This is a genomic window from uncultured Pseudophaeobacter sp. (assembly GCA_905479575.1).
Taxonomy (GTDB): Bacteria; Pseudomonadota; Alphaproteobacteria; order Rhodobacterales; family Rhodobacteraceae; genus Pseudophaeobacter.
The window spans coordinates 24,610-39,326 of sequence record CAJQNB010000069.1 but is presented as its reverse complement, the minus strand read 5'-3'; the positions used below and the strand labels follow the sequence as shown (position 1 = coordinate 39,326).

General features: G+C 60.9%; 17 protein-coding genes. 7 read left to right on the top strand and 10 right to left on the bottom strand.

The genetic code is table 11. From position 1 onward, the window contains the following. Positions 1-52: 52 nt before the first annotated feature. Positions 53-526 carry a YHS domain-containing (seleno)protein gene (locus QZ268_RS16830; protein WP_295454872.1) on the top strand — a complete coding sequence of 158 codons (474 nt, stop codon included), beginning with the start codon at positions 53-55 and terminating at the stop codon, positions 524-526. 83 nt (positions 527-609) lie between these two features. On the opposite strand, the gene QZ268_RS16825 is transcribed toward QZ268_RS16830, so the two are convergent. Then, positions 610-867, bottom strand: coding sequence for a hypothetical protein (locus QZ268_RS16825; protein ID WP_295454871.1), 258 nt, complete (start codon positions 865-867; stop codon positions 610-612). Positions 868-997: 130 nt separating this feature from the next. On the opposite strand from QZ268_RS16825, the gene QZ268_RS16820 reads away from it, so the two are divergent. From QZ268_RS16820 to QZ268_RS16810, 3 genes are read left to right on the top strand one after another with little or no spacing between them, the layout of a single operon-like run. After that, the gene (locus QZ268_RS16820) at positions 998-1,534 is read left to right on the top strand and encodes a MarR family transcriptional regulator (protein ID WP_295454869.1); all 537 of its coding nucleotides are present in this window, start codon (positions 998-1,000) and stop codon (positions 1,532-1,534) included. A 36-nt stretch (positions 1,535-1,570) separates the two neighbouring features. Next, complete coding sequence (locus QZ268_RS16815; protein ID WP_295454867.1) at positions 1,571-2,008, top strand: hypothetical protein; 438 nt, start codon at positions 1,571-1,573, stop codon at positions 2,006-2,008. Between the two features lie 19 nt (positions 2,009-2,027). Beyond that, entirely contained in the window at positions 2,028-2,399 is a 372-nt protein-coding gene (locus tag QZ268_RS16810; RefSeq protein ID WP_295454865.1) for a hypothetical protein, read from the top strand. Between the two features lie 63 nt (positions 2,400-2,462). Here QZ268_RS16810 and QZ268_RS16805 read toward each other — a convergent pair whose 3' ends face one another. The 4 genes from QZ268_RS16805 to QZ268_RS16790 form a co-directional block, all read right to left on the bottom strand. After that, positions 2,463-3,833: a glutamate--cysteine ligase gene (locus QZ268_RS16805; protein WP_295454863.1), complete on the bottom strand. Its 1,371-nt coding sequence runs from the start codon at positions 3,831-3,833 to the stop codon at positions 2,463-2,465. A gap of 64 nt (positions 3,834-3,897) precedes the next feature. Continuing rightward, the gene (locus tag QZ268_RS16800) at positions 3,898-4,425 is read right to left on the bottom strand and encodes a hypothetical protein (RefSeq protein ID WP_295454862.1); all 528 of its coding nucleotides are present in this window, start codon (positions 4,423-4,425) and stop codon (positions 3,898-3,900) included. 14 nt (positions 4,426-4,439) lie between these two features. Then, the gene (locus QZ268_RS16795) at positions 4,440-5,330 is read right to left on the bottom strand and encodes a GNAT family N-acetyltransferase (protein ID WP_295454860.1); all 891 of its coding nucleotides are present in this window, start codon (positions 5,328-5,330) and stop codon (positions 4,440-4,442) included. A 2-nt stretch (positions 5,331-5,332) separates the two neighbouring features. After that, the gene (locus QZ268_RS16790; protein ID WP_295454858.1) at positions 5,333-6,058 is read right to left on the bottom strand and encodes a 16S rRNA (uracil(1498)-N(3))-methyltransferase; all 726 of its coding nucleotides are present in this window, start codon (positions 6,056-6,058) and stop codon (positions 5,333-5,335) included. Positions 6,059-6,070: 12 nt separating this feature from the next. Between QZ268_RS16790 and ubiA the strand changes: the two genes are divergently transcribed. The 3 genes from ubiA to QZ268_RS16775 are packed head-to-tail and all read left to right on the top strand — an operon-like array spanning position 6,071 to position 9,330. Continuing rightward, positions 6,071-7,033, top strand: a complete 963-nt coding sequence (gene ubiA / locus QZ268_RS16785) for a 4-hydroxybenzoate octaprenyltransferase (RefSeq protein WP_295454856.1) — start codon at positions 6,071-6,073, stop codon at positions 7,031-7,033. Between the two features lie 60 nt (positions 7,034-7,093). Next, positions 7,094-9,016, top strand: a complete 1,923-nt coding sequence (locus QZ268_RS16780; protein ID WP_295454854.1) for an OmpA family protein — start codon at positions 7,094-7,096, stop codon at positions 9,014-9,016. Next, positions 9,013-9,330 carry a hypothetical protein gene (locus QZ268_RS16775; RefSeq protein ID WP_295454852.1) on the top strand — a complete coding sequence of 106 codons (318 nt, stop codon included), beginning with the start codon at positions 9,013-9,015 and terminating at the stop codon, positions 9,328-9,330. The genes QZ268_RS16780 and QZ268_RS16775 overlap by 4 nt, the downstream gene beginning before the upstream one ends. 584 nt (positions 9,331-9,914) lie before the next feature. On the opposite strand, the gene QZ268_RS16770 is transcribed toward QZ268_RS16775, so the two are convergent. From QZ268_RS16770 to QZ268_RS16750, 5 genes are all read right to left on the bottom strand, one after another. Beyond that, entirely contained in the window at positions 9,915-10,361 is a 447-nt protein-coding gene (locus QZ268_RS16770; RefSeq protein ID WP_295454851.1) for a molybdenum cofactor biosynthesis protein MoaE, read from the bottom strand. A gap of 4 nt (positions 10,362-10,365) precedes the next feature. Beyond that, positions 10,366-10,611 (bottom strand): molybdopterin converting factor subunit 1, encoded by a 246-nt coding sequence (gene moaD, locus QZ268_RS16765; protein ID WP_295454849.1) that lies wholly within the window; start codon positions 10,609-10,611, stop codon positions 10,366-10,368. After that, positions 10,611-11,282 (bottom strand): CDP-diacylglycerol--glycerol-3-phosphate 3-phosphatidyltransferase, encoded by a 672-nt coding sequence (gene pgsA, locus QZ268_RS16760; protein ID WP_295454847.1) that lies wholly within the window; start codon positions 11,280-11,282, stop codon positions 10,611-10,613. Before pgsA ends, moaD begins: the two co-directional genes overlap by 1 nt. Before the next feature lie 388 nt (positions 11,283-11,670). Next, on the bottom strand, positions 11,671-13,602 hold the full coding sequence (uvrC, locus tag QZ268_RS16755; protein WP_295454845.1) for an excinuclease ABC subunit UvrC: 1,932 nt from the start codon (positions 13,600-13,602) through the stop codon (positions 11,671-11,673). 302 nt (positions 13,603-13,904) lie between these two features. Beyond that, a complete protein-coding gene (locus QZ268_RS16750) occupies positions 13,905-14,711 on the bottom strand; it encodes an SDR family oxidoreductase (protein WP_295454990.1) in 807 nt (268 codons plus the stop codon). Positions 14,712-14,717 lie beyond the last annotated feature (6 nt).

The following is a 14,717-nucleotide window of genomic DNA, read 5'->3' as shown; positions in this document are numbered from 1 at the left end:
GCCGGTCAGCCGCTAAAGCAGCCCCTGACTGGACAGGAAAAGGAACGATCTGATGAACACATTTAAATCCCTGCTGAGCGGCGTGGCACTTTCCGTTGCAATGGCAACTTCGGCATTGGCCGCAGGCGTTGAGCTGAACGCATCCTCCACCGGTCTTGCCATGCAGGGCTACGACCCCGTCGCCTATTTCACCGACGGCGCCCCCGCCAAAGGCAGCTACAAAATCACAACTGTTTTTAATGACGCGACCTACCGCTTTGCCTCCGAAGAGCACAAAGCGCAGTTTGAGGCCAACCCCGAAGCATATCTGCCCGCATATGGCGGCTACTGCGCCTTTGGCGCCGCCATGGGCTTTAAATTCGACGGCGACCCAACCTACTGGAAAATCGTCGACAACACACTGTACCTGAACCTGTCCAAGGACACTCAGGAACGCTGGGAAGGCAATATCCCAGGCTTTGTCCAGGACGCCAACGGCCACTGGGCAAACATTGCAGACATCGAGCCTGCAGCCCTGCAGCAGTAAGCCAATCACAGGTATTTTCCTGAACTGGTAAAATGTGGAACCGGCGACGCCTAAAGGCTTCGCCGGTTTTGTTTTGGTTCAAATCAGCGTTTGGCAAGCGCCTCGATCGCCTCAGCCGTACGTTTGGTGTTGTGGTAGACGCCCAAAAACAGATACATCATCCCGCCCATCAAAATGGCATAGATTGATCCCCCCACGAGGATTGCCAGCGCCGGCAGCAAACCGCCATTTGGCCCAGGTGCCACAAGGGCCGCGCCCGCAGCGATCAGAACCCCAAGGCACAGCAGGATCACGACAGCGCCGACGAGTTTCTCAAATAGTCCTATAAACAGATCACGCATTTCCCAAACTCCCAGATTAAAAATATCCACCACTGTGCAAGCTGCGCGCCCCCGCAATCAAGAAAAAATGCTTGACGCGACTCGATCTTCCATTTATTTCTGTCATTACAGAAAGTACAGGAACTGAAAAATGAACCTCACCCCCGCCATGCAGAACTTTATCCTCCACTGGGGAGAGATGGGCTCCAAATGGGGGGTCAACCGCTCGGTGGCGCAGATCCACGCGCTGCTGCATATCTCCCCCGACGCCATGACCGCCGATGAGATCTGCGAGACGCTGAACCTGGCGCGCTCCAATGTCTCCAACGGGCTGAAAGAGCTGCAGTCCCAGGGGCTGGTCAAGGCATCACGTCAGCTGGGCGACCGACGCGATCACTTCACCTCGATCCGCGACATGTTTGATCTGGTTGATGCAGTGATCAAGGCCCGGCGCGAGCGCGAATTTGCCCCTACCCTGCGGGCGCTGGACGCGGTGATGCAAGAGGCCGAAACGGACAAAACCCCTGCGGTGGTCAAGGACCGCATGGGCGAGACCCTGCGGGTGATGCAGATGTTTGACGACTGGTATGTCGATTTTGCCCGCCTGCCCCGATCCGTGCATCTGGCAGTGCTGAAACTCGGCGCCAAGCTGGTGCGTTTCCTGCCAGGGGGAAAACCCAAGGACTAAATCTGGCGCAAAAAATTTTACCCTGAGATTTCACAAATGACAGAAATAACTGCAAGTTCATGCATCTTATTCCCCAAAGCAACAGCCCCAACACAGCTGGTGGACCCGGTTGCCTTTGCCCTGGCGATTGTTGGCGGCCCGCTGGTTGTGGCAACAATTGGCGCGCCTCTGTTGGCCATCCCCGTCATGGCAGTGGTGTTCGGTGGCCCGCTTTATCTGCTCATTGGCATTCCGGTGCTGCTGGTCGACATGCGCCGCAACACAGTAACGTCAGGCAGATGGGCCATGCTGGCCTTCACCAGCTTTGTTTTACTCTGTCTGCCGATGCTCTTCTTCACCGCTCTAACCGACACAAACCAACGCATTCCCGGCTTTTTCCTCATATTCGGCAGCGCCTTCGCGCCTATTTGGGGCGCGGTCAGTGGCTATATCTATGGCAGATTTGAACGCGATTTCTACAAACAAACCATCTGACTTTGAAAGGACCTTACCCATGCTTCTTCACATCAGCCTCTACATCGGCCTCGGCCTTGTCATGGTCACCGCAATGGCGCTCATGATCCTGAAGATCGGAAAATTACTTGGGGACTGCCCCGCCTCTGGCCGCGCCGCCAGGGCTGCGGCGGTCACCATCGCCACCGGCTATGGGATGATCGGATTTGGCGGCGTCGCCTTGGTAGGCTCCACCATTCCGCTTATGGATATGGGCGTCATTGGTGTCCTGCCCGCCCTGGGCTTTGCAGCCCTCTGCCTCGGCCTCGGCTTTGGTCACGCGGTAGCAACCCTGCGGGCCGTCGTCCGCGAAGCCCTGACCCCGCCACACGCGGCCCCCACCACCCCCGATCCATTGGCAAGCGCCGCCTAGGATCAACAGCAGCAAGAAAAAGGGGCGTCTCAGCGGCGCCCCCTTTTGTCGTTTGGTCTCTATTTAGTAGCTGTAGTCGGCGTAGATCCGGGTCAGATCGCCATTCCAATCACCATGATAGCGCTCCAGCAGCTCATCAGCTGGCACTTTGCCGCTGTCCAGACTGTCTTTCAACGCGTTGAGGAAATGGGTCTCATCGGGCACCAAGCCACCAGCGCCGGGACGGGCGCGGTTTTTCAGGCCGGAGTTTGAAATCGTCACCACTTCGCGGGCCAGATCATGCATCTTGATGCCGTTGACCTCGGCCTGCAACCCGTCGCGGGAGGCCGCAACCCGCAACTCTTCGCGGGTCTCGGCGTCCCAGCCCTTGACCAGATCCCAGGCCGCATCCAGCGCACTTTGGTCATAGGTCAGGCCCACCCAAAAGGCCGGCAGGGCACAAAGACGCCGCCAGGGGCCACCATCGGCGCCGCGCATTTCCATGTATTTCTTGATCCGCGCCTCGGGGAAGGCGGTGGTCAGATGATCCGCCCAGTCGGACATGGTGGGGGTTTCACCGGGCAGGGCTGGCAGTTTGCCCTGCAGGAAGTCGCGGAAAGACATGCCCAGCGCATTGATATATTCGCCGTCGCGGTAGACAAAATACATCGGCACATCGAGCGCATATTGCACATAAGATTCAAAGCCAAAGCCTTCGTCAAAGACAAAGGGCAACATGCCGGTGCGGCTGTCGTCCAGATGCCGCCAGATCTTGCTGCGCCAGCTCTTATGACCGTTGGGCTTGCCCTCAAAGAAGGGCGAATTGGCAAACAGTGCGGTGGCCACCGGCTGCAGCGCCAGGGCAACGCGCAGCTTCTGCACCATGTCTGCCTCGGAGCCAAAGTCGATATTGACCTGCACCGTGGTGGTGCGGCGCATCATGTCGCGGCCCATGGTGCCAACCTTGGCCATGTAGTCATTCATCAGCCGGTAACGGCCCTTGGGCATCAGCGGCATTTCGTCATGGGACCAGATCGGGGCTGCCCCCAGACCGATAAAGCCAACGCCAATCTTGTCCGAGATATCCTTGACCTCGCGCAGATGGGTGTTCACCTCGTCGCAGGTCTCGTGAATGGTCTCCAGCGGCGCGCCTGACAGCTCCAGGGCACCGCCCGGCTCGAGGCTCACATTGGCGCCGTCTTTTTCCAGCCCGATCAGCTTGCCGCCTTCGGTGACCTCAGACCAGCCATAGCTGTCGCGCAGCCCCTGCAGCACCGCCACAATCGAGCGCTCCCCCTCAAAGGGCAGCGGCTTTAGCGTGTCTTTGCAATAGCCGAACTTCTCGTGCTCGGTGCCGATGCGCCAGGCATCGCGTGGCTTGCAGCCACTGGCCAGATACTCAGCCAGATCTTCGTGGCGCTCAATGGGTCCGCCGCCGGACTGGGGAATGGACATGCCGGGCACTCCGTCCTGTTGGGTTGGTTTGGGAAATCAGTGGTGAGCGGAATCGTTCCCGGTGTCAATGCAGCCTGTGCAGAGGCGGGCGGCTTGGGCTGCGTTCCCAGATCACGACCTGGTGAGGCCCCTGGCGTCGCAGCTCGCTCAGCATGCGTTCTGTCTTGAGCCCCGGCAGCGCGGCAAAGACATCAAACAGCGCCTCATTGCCAGCGGCGTTGACCGGGATGGACAAGGCTGGCTGGCCGTCTTGCTCCAACACCCAATGGGGCGGTTTGGCGGTATGATCGAGCCGCAGGCATTGCAGCTCAGACGCCGCAACGGCGCCCCCGGTGAGCGGGCCAAAATAGGCAATCTGCCCCTCGTCCACCTGCACCACGCCGGGACCACCCGCGCCGAGGCGAAAGCGCAACCGCTGAGCGCCGATGACAGCAATGACCAGCCCCACCACCACCAGCGCCCAACCGGTGGCTGCCGTCACCCCAAAGGAGGTAAAGGCCCATTTCAGCCCCACCAGCAGCATCAGCGTGGCGACAATCAGCTCGCGCCAGCGCCACAGCGCCACGCGGGCCTCGGGACGAATGAAACTCATGGCGACTCTCCCAATCAGGTTTCACCCAATGTGATACCTGGATCAAAATTTACAATCCGGTAGCTGCCGATCTGGGCAAAACCTATGGCCTCATAGGCGCGGGCGGCGGCGGCATTGGCGGCAAACAGGATGGCCTCTGTCGCCCCCTGCGCCTGCGCCTCGGCCAGATGCAGCGCGACGGCGCGGCGGGCATATCCCATCCCGCGCAAATCCGGCGGCGTATAGACCCCACCCACCTGCACGATGGCGGGCAGGGCGGCGTTGAAATTGGTCATCGCCGCCACCACGCCATCTTGTTCCAGCAGCCGCAGCCGATCCGCCGCAAGCAGCTCTTCCAGGCTGGCCCGCGCCCGATCCCGGTTCTCGACGCTATCGCGCGCGCCCAGAATTTCCACCTCAGAGGCCATGCGCCACTGGGTCAACAGCGGCAGATCCTGTGTCACTGCCGGGCGCAGTTGACCCGCGCCGGTTGGAATCGTCAGATCGCAAAGGGCCAGATGATAATGTGGCTCCACCTCATCCATTGCGGCGCGGTGGCAGGGCAGATCCAAAGCCGCAACCAAATGAGCCACCTGATCCACCGCACCGTTGAGCCCCAACAACGCGCGCCCAAACAGGGCCGCCCGGATCGCCGGATAGTCTGCCGCTGTCAGCGCCGGGGCCTCAAACACCACATAACCCGCTGCGGCATAGCCGATCACCCCGGTGATCTGACCCGCCCCTTCGCTGAGCCAAAGCGTCATGGATTTGCGGTGATCCGCGCCAGCATCAGGACCAGTGTCCCCCGCATCGGTCTGCGTCAGCCCCTGATCGCGCAGATTGCCGGACAGAAACATCGAGGTCGCCACCCGAGGCGCCAGAAAATCCTGCACAGCGGCAAGATCAGCCTGGGTGGCGCGGCGCATAGTTACCAATCCCCCAGGGCTTGCTGCCACAGGGTCATCGCGGCAACGGCAGCGGTATCTGCGCGCAAAATACGGGGGCCCAGGCTGACCACATGGGACTGCGCCATCGCGTGCAATCGCTTGCGTTCTTTTTCGGAGAAGCCACCTTCAGGGCCGATGAGAATGGCCCAGGGCGCGTCTTTGTGGTCCTGCGCCGCCAATTGCAGCGCATTGCCCACCTCGGCCTCGTCGCAGAACATCAGCTGACGCTCGGCTGGCCAATGATCCAGCAACTGCGACAGTTTTTGCAGATCCGCAACCTGCGGCACATAGGTGCCGCCGCATTGCTCGGCCGCCTCAACGGCATGGGCCTGCAGCCGGTCCTGCCGGATGCGTTCGGAATTGGTGTATTCCGTTCCCACTGGCAGAATGCGGGCGGCACCCATCTCGGCGGCCTTTTCGACGATAAAGTCGGTGCGCGCCTTTTTGATCGGGGCAAAGATCAGCCACAGATCCGGCGGCATCTGCAACGGCTTGCTTTGCACGCGACAGGTCAAGGTGCCGCCGCGTTTGCCTGCCTCGGTCACTTCGGCCTGCCATTCGCCATCGACACCGTTGAACAGCGCCACAGCGCCGCCCAAACGCTGCCGCATCACCCCAAATAGGTAATGCGCCTGCTCCTTGGTCAGAGGAATGGATTGCCCTGCACCCAAGGGGTGCTCTACATACAGTCTGATTTTTGCACTCATGAGGCCCTACATATGCAAGGTGACGCGCCAAAACCAGATGGCCAGGTCGCAGATGCGGTCAAAGACAACTGGGTTGATCAATATGCACCAGCCTGGAGCCGCCCCTATCTGCGGCTCAGCCGTGCCGACCGCCCCATTGGCACCTGGCTCTTGTTGATCCCCTGCTGGTGGGGGCTGGCCCTGGCGATCCTGTGGGATGGCAGCCCGCGCTGGGAAGATGCCTGGATCGCCATAGCCTGCGCCCTGGGCGCCTGGCTGATGCGCGGCGCCGGCTGCACCTGGAACGACATTGCGGATCGCGATATTGACGGCGCGGTTGAACGTACCCGATCGCGGCCGATCCCTTCGGGACAGGTGACGGTCAGGGGCGCGGTCCTTTGGATGGTGGCGCAGGCGCTGATCGCCTTTGGCATCCTGCTGACCTTTAACCCGATGGCGATCTCAATGGGGATTCTGGCGCTGCTGCCGGTGGCGATCTATCCCTTTGCCAAGCGGTTTACCTGGTGGCCGCAGGTGTTTTTAGGGCTGGCCTTCAACTGGGGCGCCCTGTGGGCCTGGACCGCACATACCGGCGCCCTGCACTGGCCTGCGGTGTTCCTGTATTTTGCCGGCATCAGCTGGACGCTGTTTTATGATACCATCTATGCCCATCAAGATACCGAAGATGATGCGCTGATCGGGGTGAAATCCACCGCCCGGTTGTTTGGCACCAATACCCCCACCTGGCTGCGTCGCTTTATCGTTGGCACTGTCAGCCTGATGGCCTTTGCCATTATTCTGAGCCTGGACCTTGATGACAATTTCTGGGCTTTGGGGCTTGCCTTGCTCGGCCCCTGGGCCATGGGCTGGCATATGACCTGGCAATTGCGGATCTTTGACGCCGAGAACAATCAGCGCCTATTGCAGCTGTTTCGGCTGAACCGAGATACCGGCTTGATTCCGCTTATATTCTTTGTTCTGGCAGCCTTCCTCTGATTGAAACGCCCGGCGCGGGGCTATACACAAGACGCAGTTTTTCCAAGGAATAGCCGTTTTATGCGCCTGTCTTCGCTTTTGACCCCCACCCTGACCTTTGCAGCGGCTGCCGGCATCAGCCTGGTTGCGGCCAGTTTTGCAGTGACCGCGGTGGAGCAAAACAGCGAAACCGCCCTGCGCCGTGCCCTGGACGAAGGCGGCATGGGCTGGGCCGAAGTGATCTCTGACGGGCTGCGCGTAACCCTGCAGGGGGTTGCCCCGGATGAGGCCACCCGCTTTGCCGCGCTGTCGCTGGCCGGCGGGGTGGTGGATGCCTCGCGGGTGATTGATGAAATGTCCGTCCCCCCCTCCAAGGGCATCGCAGCGCCCCGGTTTTCGGCGGAAATTCTGCGCAATCACAGTGGCATATCTATCATTGGCCTGATCCCGACCACGACCTCACGCGCGGGGCTGGTGAACCAGCTGAACAACATGAAAGAGGCAGGACAGGTCGCCGACCTTCTGGAGACCGCGCGGTATCCGGCGCCAGACGGCTGGTCGGAGGCCCTGCGCTATGCCATTTCGGCGCTGGAGCTGTTGCCACGCGCCAAGATCTCGGTGGATGCAGAAACCATCAAGATCACCACCATGGCAAAATCGGATGCCGCAAAAGACAAACTGCAGACCCAACTGACCCGCATGGCGCCGCCCGAACTTCATCTGGTGCTCGATATCACCGCCGCCCGCCCGGTGATCAGCCCCTTTACCCTGCGCTTCCTGATTGGCGAAGGTGGTGCACGTTTTGATGCCTGCTCTGCCGAAAGCGCCGAAAGCCGTGCGGCGATCCTCAGCGCCGCCCGTGCCGCCGGGCTTGAGGGCCAGGTAGATTGCGTCATTGGCATGGGGGTGCCGTCGCCGAACTGGTCCCGGGCCAGCGCCCTGAGCATTTCCAGCCTTGCCGCCTTGGGTCAGGGCACCGTCACCATCGCCAATGCCGATATCACCCTGGTTGCCGCCGAAGGCACCGCCCCTGATCGGTTTGACAAGGTCGTAGGAGAGCTGGAAAACGCCCTGCCAGAGGTCTTCTCTCTGCATGCGGTCCTGCCGGTGCCCGACAGCGATGGCACCGCCGGCCCCCCGGAGTTCACAGCGACACTCAGCCCTGAGGGGCAGGTGCAGTTGCGTGGCCGTATCAACGATGCCATTTCGCGCGATATCGCCAGCAGCTACGCCAAGGCGCGGTTTGGCTCGGATCAGGTTCATACAGCCACCCGTGTGGTTGCCGATCTGCCCGCCGACTGGCCAGTGCGGGTTTTGGCCGGTTTGGAAGCCCTGTCGCATCTGGCCCGCGGGTCCGTCACCGTGACACCGGACAACCTGCAACTGCGCGGCATGAGCCATCAGGAAGACACCTTGGCCGAGGTTTCGGGCTTCCTCGCCGCCAAGCTTGGTGAGGCAGAAAGCTACGAGCTGGCGGTGACCTATGAGGAACCGCCAGCCCCCAAAGACCAGCCGCTGAGCGCAGAGCTCTGTGCTGCACAGCTGACCGGAGCGCAGGCCAGCAGCGGCAAGATCGGTTTTGAGCCCGGCTCGGCAACAGTGGCAGCGGGCAGCAGCGTGGTGCTGGATCACATTGCCACCATTTTGGAAAAATGCGGGCCAATCCGGTTGGAAATACAAGGCCATACCGACAGTCAGGGTCGCGAGGGCATGAACCAGACGCTAAGCCAGGCGCGGGCGCAGTCGATCCTGAATGAACTGCGCGCCCGCCGCATCCGCACCTCGGCCTTTATTGCCACCGGCTATGGCGAAAGCCAGCCGATCGCCACCAATGACAGCGAGGAAGGGCGGGAAGCCAACCGCAGGATCGAATTCCGCCTGATCCTCCCCGAAACCACCTCGGAGGGAGAAACCACCCTCGAAGAGGCCGCCGAAACAGGGCAGGACGCCGCTGCGGGCGCGACAGCCCCGGATAGCAACGAACAGGAGAACACAGGACAATGAACAGAGCAGAGTTCATCCTCACCACCGCCATCATCCTGTTTGTGGCCTTCGCCATGGGCTGGTTTGCCAACTGGCTGGTGCACCGGTTTACCCGTGTGCGCCAAAGCGACGTTGCCGATCTGGACCGGATGAGCCAGGAACTGCACGAAGCCGAAGAAACCCGCGATCAGGCCATCACCTATCTGCAGCAACGCGAGGCAGAGCTGAGCAATCAACTGACCCAGACAGAAGCAGAACTCAGCGCCGCCATGGACGGGTTGCGCGATGCCCGCCGCGAGGCAGAAGAGCTGCGCAGCTACCTGCAACAGGACTAAGCGGCCTCCCCCCCGCCCGCCCGCGCGCCCCAAGGCTGGCGAGGGCGGGCCGTCATATGGATGTCAGATCTGCCAAAATCACATCCCTGGCGATCGTGCTCCCTCGAAAAAAAGCCGCGCAATAGGACGGGATCCCAAAGCTGGACAGGTTCAATGGACGGCGCCTCAAAGAAGGGGGGCTCCCGCGCCCTCAGAGTGGCATAGCCACGCTGAAAGGCCTTGGGCCCTGCGCCTCGCTGCCGCGAGGCGCGCCACCGTGCACCTGCTAGCCCAGCGCCACGCAGCCCCGCTCAGCCCGCAGACCCGCTCAACCCGCAGACCCGTTTCCCCGCTTCTCCAACCAAACAGGGCTGATCTCACCGGCAGGCCAGTTCCACCGCCTGGACACGGCTGAATACAGGGCCACTAGAACAGGGCTGCCACCACAGGTACCGTTGCCGACAATACGCCACCGCACCGCGCGCAGCGCGGTGCCGGGCCCAACTGAGCAGGTACATTCTTTGAATGTGCCGCAACAGGCGGGAGCCCCCCCTGTTGCTGGACCTGACGTCTTGTTGTTTTACCACACCGGCTGCGCCGCTCAACTACCAGCGCTCCAGCGCCGCCTCGTCATCTGCCTTGGCAGCCACCCAATCCGCCTGGCCATCCGCCAGGATCTCCTTCTTCCAGAAGGGCGCCCGCGACTTCAGATAATCCATCAGGAATTCAGCCGCCTCAAAAGCATGTTTGCGATGGCGCGCGGCTGTGGCCACCATCATGATCCGCTCGCCCGGCACCAGGCGGCCGTAGCGGTGTATCACCAGCACATCCGCCAGCGACCAGCGGGTCTTGGCCTCAGCGGCTATCGCCTCCAGCGCCTTTTGGGTCATCGCCGGGTAGTGCTCAATCTCCATCGCCACCAGATCCCCGGCATCCGCATCGCGCACCACACCGGTAAAGGTGACAATCGCGCCGGCACCACCAACCCCGGCGGCAAAGCCATCGCTTTGCGCCCCGAGCTCAAAATGCTCTTGCTGCACCCGCACCTGCATGCCCCTAGCCCCCGGTCATCGGCGGAAAGAAGGCCACTTCGCGCACCCCTTCAAGAGGGGCCGCAAAATCTGAAAGCTCCTGATCCAAGGCAACCCGCAGGGCGGAAAGATCGGCAAAGGCCGCGCTGTAGCGTTCTTCGCGCGCTGACAGTTCTGCCACCAGGTCCGCTACCGTGGCGGCGCTGGTTTCAACCCGCTCGCGGGGCACTCCGATACGTTCACGCACCCAGGCAAAATAGACGACATCCATCAGTTGCTCTCCTTCAGATGCGGCAGCGCCTTGCGCATGTAATCAGCCCCGGTGATCAGGGTCAGAGCCGCCGCAATCCACAACAGCCACAGCCCGATACGCCCGGTCCAGAACATGCCGTCCAGCTTCCAGCGCAGCCCATGCAGGTCTTCGACCTGCCCCGACAGAATTTCAGCCACCAGCGCCTCATCCATGCCAAAGGAGGACATCACCAGATAGTGCTCAAAAACCCCTTGGGAAAACAGCGTGGCAATTGCCACCATCTGAGCCGTGGTCTTCCACTTGGCCAACTGTGTCACCTTCAAAGTTCCAGCGGTGTCGCCCAGAAACTCACGCAGGCCCGAGACAAAAACCTCGCGAAACAGGATCACCGTGGCAGGCAGTACCAGCCAGGGGGTCCAGTGCTCATCCGCATAGCCCACCAGGATCATCAGCGCCACAACCACCATGGCCTTGTCCGCAATGGGATCCAGCATCGCCCCCATTTTGGTTTCCTGCTGCCAGGCGCGTGCCAGATAGCCATCAAACCAATCGGTGACAGCCGCTCCGACAAACAGAATCAGCGCAAACCAATCCGCTAGGGGGCGGGCAAAATAGAGAAACATAACGGCGAGACCCGGCGCTGCCAGCAGGCGCACCACAGTCAGGATATTGGGCAGGGTCCATTTCATGCAGGCGACCCTACAATGGGCCTTTCAAACATAAAAGACGCATAAGGCACTTTCCCCAAGGGAAAGCACGCAGAGGTGATTTTCTTGCTATGGCCCAGGGCGAAAACAATCCCCCAAAATCTGCGGACAAAGGCGCGCGGGGCTGAGGGAATTGGCTCGCCGGTTGGTCGACAGAATGGGTAGTCGACAGAAAGGGTTGTCGCCTGAGTTGTGAACGCCTTTTGCCATCAAGTTAAATGGCAACAATGCCCCCAACCAGCTGAGTTCCGGTTCGACCCGGTGCGCCGAAGAACCGCACCCTTTTCTGAGGCCAATCTGCAGGCTGGGCGCAAGCAGTCAGACCAACGAGAGCAATTAGTCGCACCCCAAGGGGAGTCACCGTAGCCCCCTACCCTTTTTCATGAAAGAAATCGTAGATCGTTTCCGCCAGAGCGCTTGAAATGCCATCAACCGCCTTCAGGTCCAGCAAATCGGCGCGGCTCACCGCTTTGGCGCTGCCAAAATGCCTGAGCAAGGCGCGTTTGCGGCCGGCGCCAACACCTGGAACATCATCCAACGGTGTTGCCCCCACCGCCTTGGCCCGTTTGGCCCTGTGGGTGCCAATGGCAAAGCGGTGCGCCTCGTCGCGCATGCGCTGGACAAAATACAGCACCGGGTCATTGCGCTGCAGGGCAAAGGCATTCTCACCCAGCCGGTGGAATTCTTCCTTACCGTGGTCGCGATCCACACCCTTGGCGACCCCCACCATGGGAATATCCTCGACGCCGTGTTCCGCCATGATTTCCGCCACCGCCGAGACCTGCCCGGCGCCACCGTCGATCAGCAGCAAGTCAGGCCACTGCCCCTTGGAGCGGTCCGGGTCTTCTTTCTTCAGGCGGGAAAAGCGCCGGTTCAGCACCTCTTTCATCATGCCAAAGTCATCGCCGGGCACCAGATCGTCCCCTTTGATGTTAAACTTGCGATAGGCGTTTTTCATAAAGCCCTCGGGGCCAGCCACGATCATGCCGCCAACCGCATTGGTGCCTTGAATATGCGAGTTGTCATAGACCTCGATCCGCTGCGGCGGAGCCTTCAGGCCAAAGGCCTCTGCCAGACCTTTCAACAGTTTGATCTGGGTGGCGCTTTCGGCCATGCGCCGCGCCAGGCTTTCGCGGGCATTGCGCACGGCGCCTGCCACCAGCTCGGTCTTTTCACCGCGCAGGGGCACCAGGATCTCGACCTTGCGCTCTGCCTTGCCGCTGAGCGCCTCTTCCATCAGGTCGGTGTTTTCGATCGCATCCGACAGGATCAGCTGCCGTGGTGGTTCCTTGTTGTCATAGAATTGGCCCAGGAAGGCCTCCATCACCTCGGCGGGGCTCATATCCGCATCGACACGGGGGTAGAAATCCTGATTGCCCCAGTTCTGATTAGCGCGGATAAAGAACACCTGCACACAGGCCTGACCGCCCTCCATATGCAGCCCGATGATATCGGCTTCGGCAACCCCGCGCGGGTTGATCCCCTGGCTGGACTGTACCTGGGTCAGCGCCTTGATACGGTCCCGCAGGGCGGCAGCGCGTTCAAATTCCATCGCCTCGGAGGCCTTCATCATCTCCGCCGCCAGTTCCTCCTGAATCTTGGTGGAGCGCCCGGACAAAAAGCGTTCGGCATCGCGCACCGCCAGGCCGTATTCCTCCTCAGAGATCTCGCCGGTACAGGGGGCAGAACAGCGCTTGATCTGATATTGCAAACAGGGCCGCGTGCGGCTCTCAAACATCGCATTGGAACAATCCCGCAGCAAAAACGCCTTTTGCAGCTGATTGAGCGTCCGGTTGACTGCCCCCGCCCCGGCGAAGGGGCCAAAATAGCTGCCCTTTTGCTTGCGCGCACCGCGATGTTTTTTCAACTGGGCAAAGGGATGATCCTTGGCCACCAGAATACTGGGAAAGCTTTTGTCGTCGCGCAGCAGCACGTTGTATTTTGGCTTCAGCTGCTTGATCAGGTTCTGCTCCAGCAGCAGCGCCTCGGTCTCGGTCCGGGTGGTGAGGAACATCATCCGCGCGGTCAGCGCGATCATCCGCTCAATCCGGGCAGAGTTGCCCGGGCGGCTATAGTTCGACACCCGCGCCCGCAGATTGCGCGCCTTGCCCACATAAAGCACCCGGCTCTCAGAATCGAGCATCCGGTAAACCCCGGGAGAGGCATCCAGGGTTTTGAGATAGTCCTGAATCACAGCATAGCCCCTGCGCGGCGCCTCCCCGTCAGAGGTTGCGGCAACCGGCAGTTCGGCGCTGTGGTCTGCGGAGCTGTCTGAGGGCTGTTCTGGCGTCTGATCTGTCATGCCACAGTGATATGATTCCCAACGCCCGGCTGCAATGACCCACCGTCGGGTTCAAGCCCTGAACAAATCCACCACCCCTGTGGATAAGCCTGAAGATATCTTTGGGCTATCCCCGCTTTTCCCTTATTTCGCGCGGGAAATTCACCACTGCTTAATTTTTAGGCTAATTTGTAACAACCTGAAACTAAAGGAAACTTTTTTAGTTACCTGTCAAGTTTTTGAAAACAAAGACTCTTTTGTAACGGATCTGTGACGACACCACCAAACGTGCACAACTTTCCCTAGGGTAATTGTGCCAGCAATCAGCCGCAGTCAAAATTCTCGCTCTCGGCCCAGCCCAAGTGTTCGCCGCTATCGACGCAAATGAGCTGTCCTGTCACCGCCCGCGCGGTGAGCAGATAGCCTAGGGCCGCGGTAATATCCGCCGGATCGACACCGCGCCGCAGGATGGTCGCAGCCCGCTGTTTGGCAAAGGTCTCACTGCTTTGATGGGCATTGGCCAGGGTTGGACCCGGTCCGATCCCGTTGACGCGAATTCTTGGGGCCAGCGCCTGGGCTGCAGTCTGCGTCAGGGTCCAAAGCGCTGATTTGGCCAGGGTGTAGCTGATGAAATCAGGCGTCAGGTTGCGCACGCGCTGATCAATCATATTGACCACCAGCCCCCAGGCCTGTGGCTCTCCCGTCGCGTCTGTGGGCAGCGCGACAGTTTGCGCCGCCATCGCCTGGGTCAGCAGAAAAGGTGCGCGCAGATTGCTGTCAAAGGCACGGTCCCAGCTGGTGGTGCTGGCGGTTTCCAGCAGGTCTGGTTCAAAAATCGACGCATTGTTCACCAGGCAGGTGATGGCACCGCCCAGAGCAGTGGCCGCATGGGGCAGCAGGTCCCGGCTGGCCTGCTGGCAGAGCAGATCCGCCTGCAGGGTGACTGCCTGACGCCCCAAGGCGCGGATTTCCTGAGCGACGTCCTCCGCGGCTGCGGCGGACTGGTCGTAATGCACCGCTACATCATAGCCTTCTGCCGCCAGCTTGAGCGCCATGGCCCGGCCAAGCCGCTTGCCCGCCCCTGTTACCAATGCACGCATCTTTTGCTCCCTCTCACTGCTGCAGAGCAGCTGCCG

Excerpts from the sequence above, each read along its gene's own strand:
- QZ268_RS16830 (WP_295454872.1), top strand. The coding sequence starts at position 53 with ATGAACACATTTAAATCCCTGCTGAGCGGCGTGGCACTTTCCGTTGCA.
- QZ268_RS16825 (WP_295454871.1), bottom strand. The coding sequence starts at position 867 with ATGCGTGATCTGTTTATAGGACTATTTGAGAAACTCGTCGGCGCTGTC.
- QZ268_RS16820 (WP_295454869.1), top strand. The coding sequence starts at position 998 with ATGAACCTCACCCCCGCCATGCAGAACTTTATCCTCCACTGGGGAGAG.
- QZ268_RS16815 (WP_295454867.1), top strand. The coding sequence starts at position 1,571 with ATGACAGAAATAACTGCAAGTTCATGCATCTTATTCCCCAAAGCAACA.
- QZ268_RS16810 (WP_295454865.1), top strand. The coding sequence starts at position 2,028 with ATGCTTCTTCACATCAGCCTCTACATCGGCCTCGGCCTTGTCATGGTC.
- QZ268_RS16805 (WP_295454863.1), bottom strand. The coding sequence starts at position 3,833 with ATGTCCATTCCCCAGTCCGGCGGCGGACCCATTGAGCGCCACGAAGAT.
- QZ268_RS16800 (WP_295454862.1), bottom strand. The coding sequence starts at position 4,425 with ATGAGTTTCATTCGTCCCGAGGCCCGCGTGGCGCTGTGGCGCTGGCGC.
- QZ268_RS16795 (WP_295454860.1), bottom strand. The coding sequence starts at position 5,330 with ATGCGCCGCGCCACCCAGGCTGATCTTGCCGCTGTGCAGGATTTTCTG.
- QZ268_RS16790 (WP_295454858.1), bottom strand. The coding sequence starts at position 6,058 with ATGAGTGCAAAAATCAGACTGTATGTAGAGCACCCCTTGGGTGCAGGG.
- ubiA (WP_295454856.1), top strand. The coding sequence starts at position 6,071 with ATGCAAGGTGACGCGCCAAAACCAGATGGCCAGGTCGCAGATGCGGTC.
- QZ268_RS16780 (WP_295454854.1), top strand. The coding sequence starts at position 7,094 with ATGCGCCTGTCTTCGCTTTTGACCCCCACCCTGACCTTTGCAGCGGCT.
- QZ268_RS16775 (WP_295454852.1), top strand. The coding sequence starts at position 9,013 with ATGAACAGAGCAGAGTTCATCCTCACCACCGCCATCATCCTGTTTGTG.
- QZ268_RS16770 (WP_295454851.1), bottom strand. The coding sequence starts at position 10,361 with ATGCAGGTGCGGGTGCAGCAAGAGCATTTTGAGCTCGGGGCGCAAAGC.
- moaD (WP_295454849.1), bottom strand. The coding sequence starts at position 10,611 with ATGGATGTCGTCTATTTTGCCTGGGTGCGTGAACGTATCGGAGTGCCC.
- pgsA (WP_295454847.1), bottom strand. The coding sequence starts at position 11,282 with ATGAAATGGACCCTGCCCAATATCCTGACTGTGGTGCGCCTGCTGGCA.
- uvrC (WP_295454845.1), bottom strand. The coding sequence starts at position 13,602 with ATGACAGATCAGACGCCAGAACAGCCCTCAGACAGCTCCGCAGACCAC.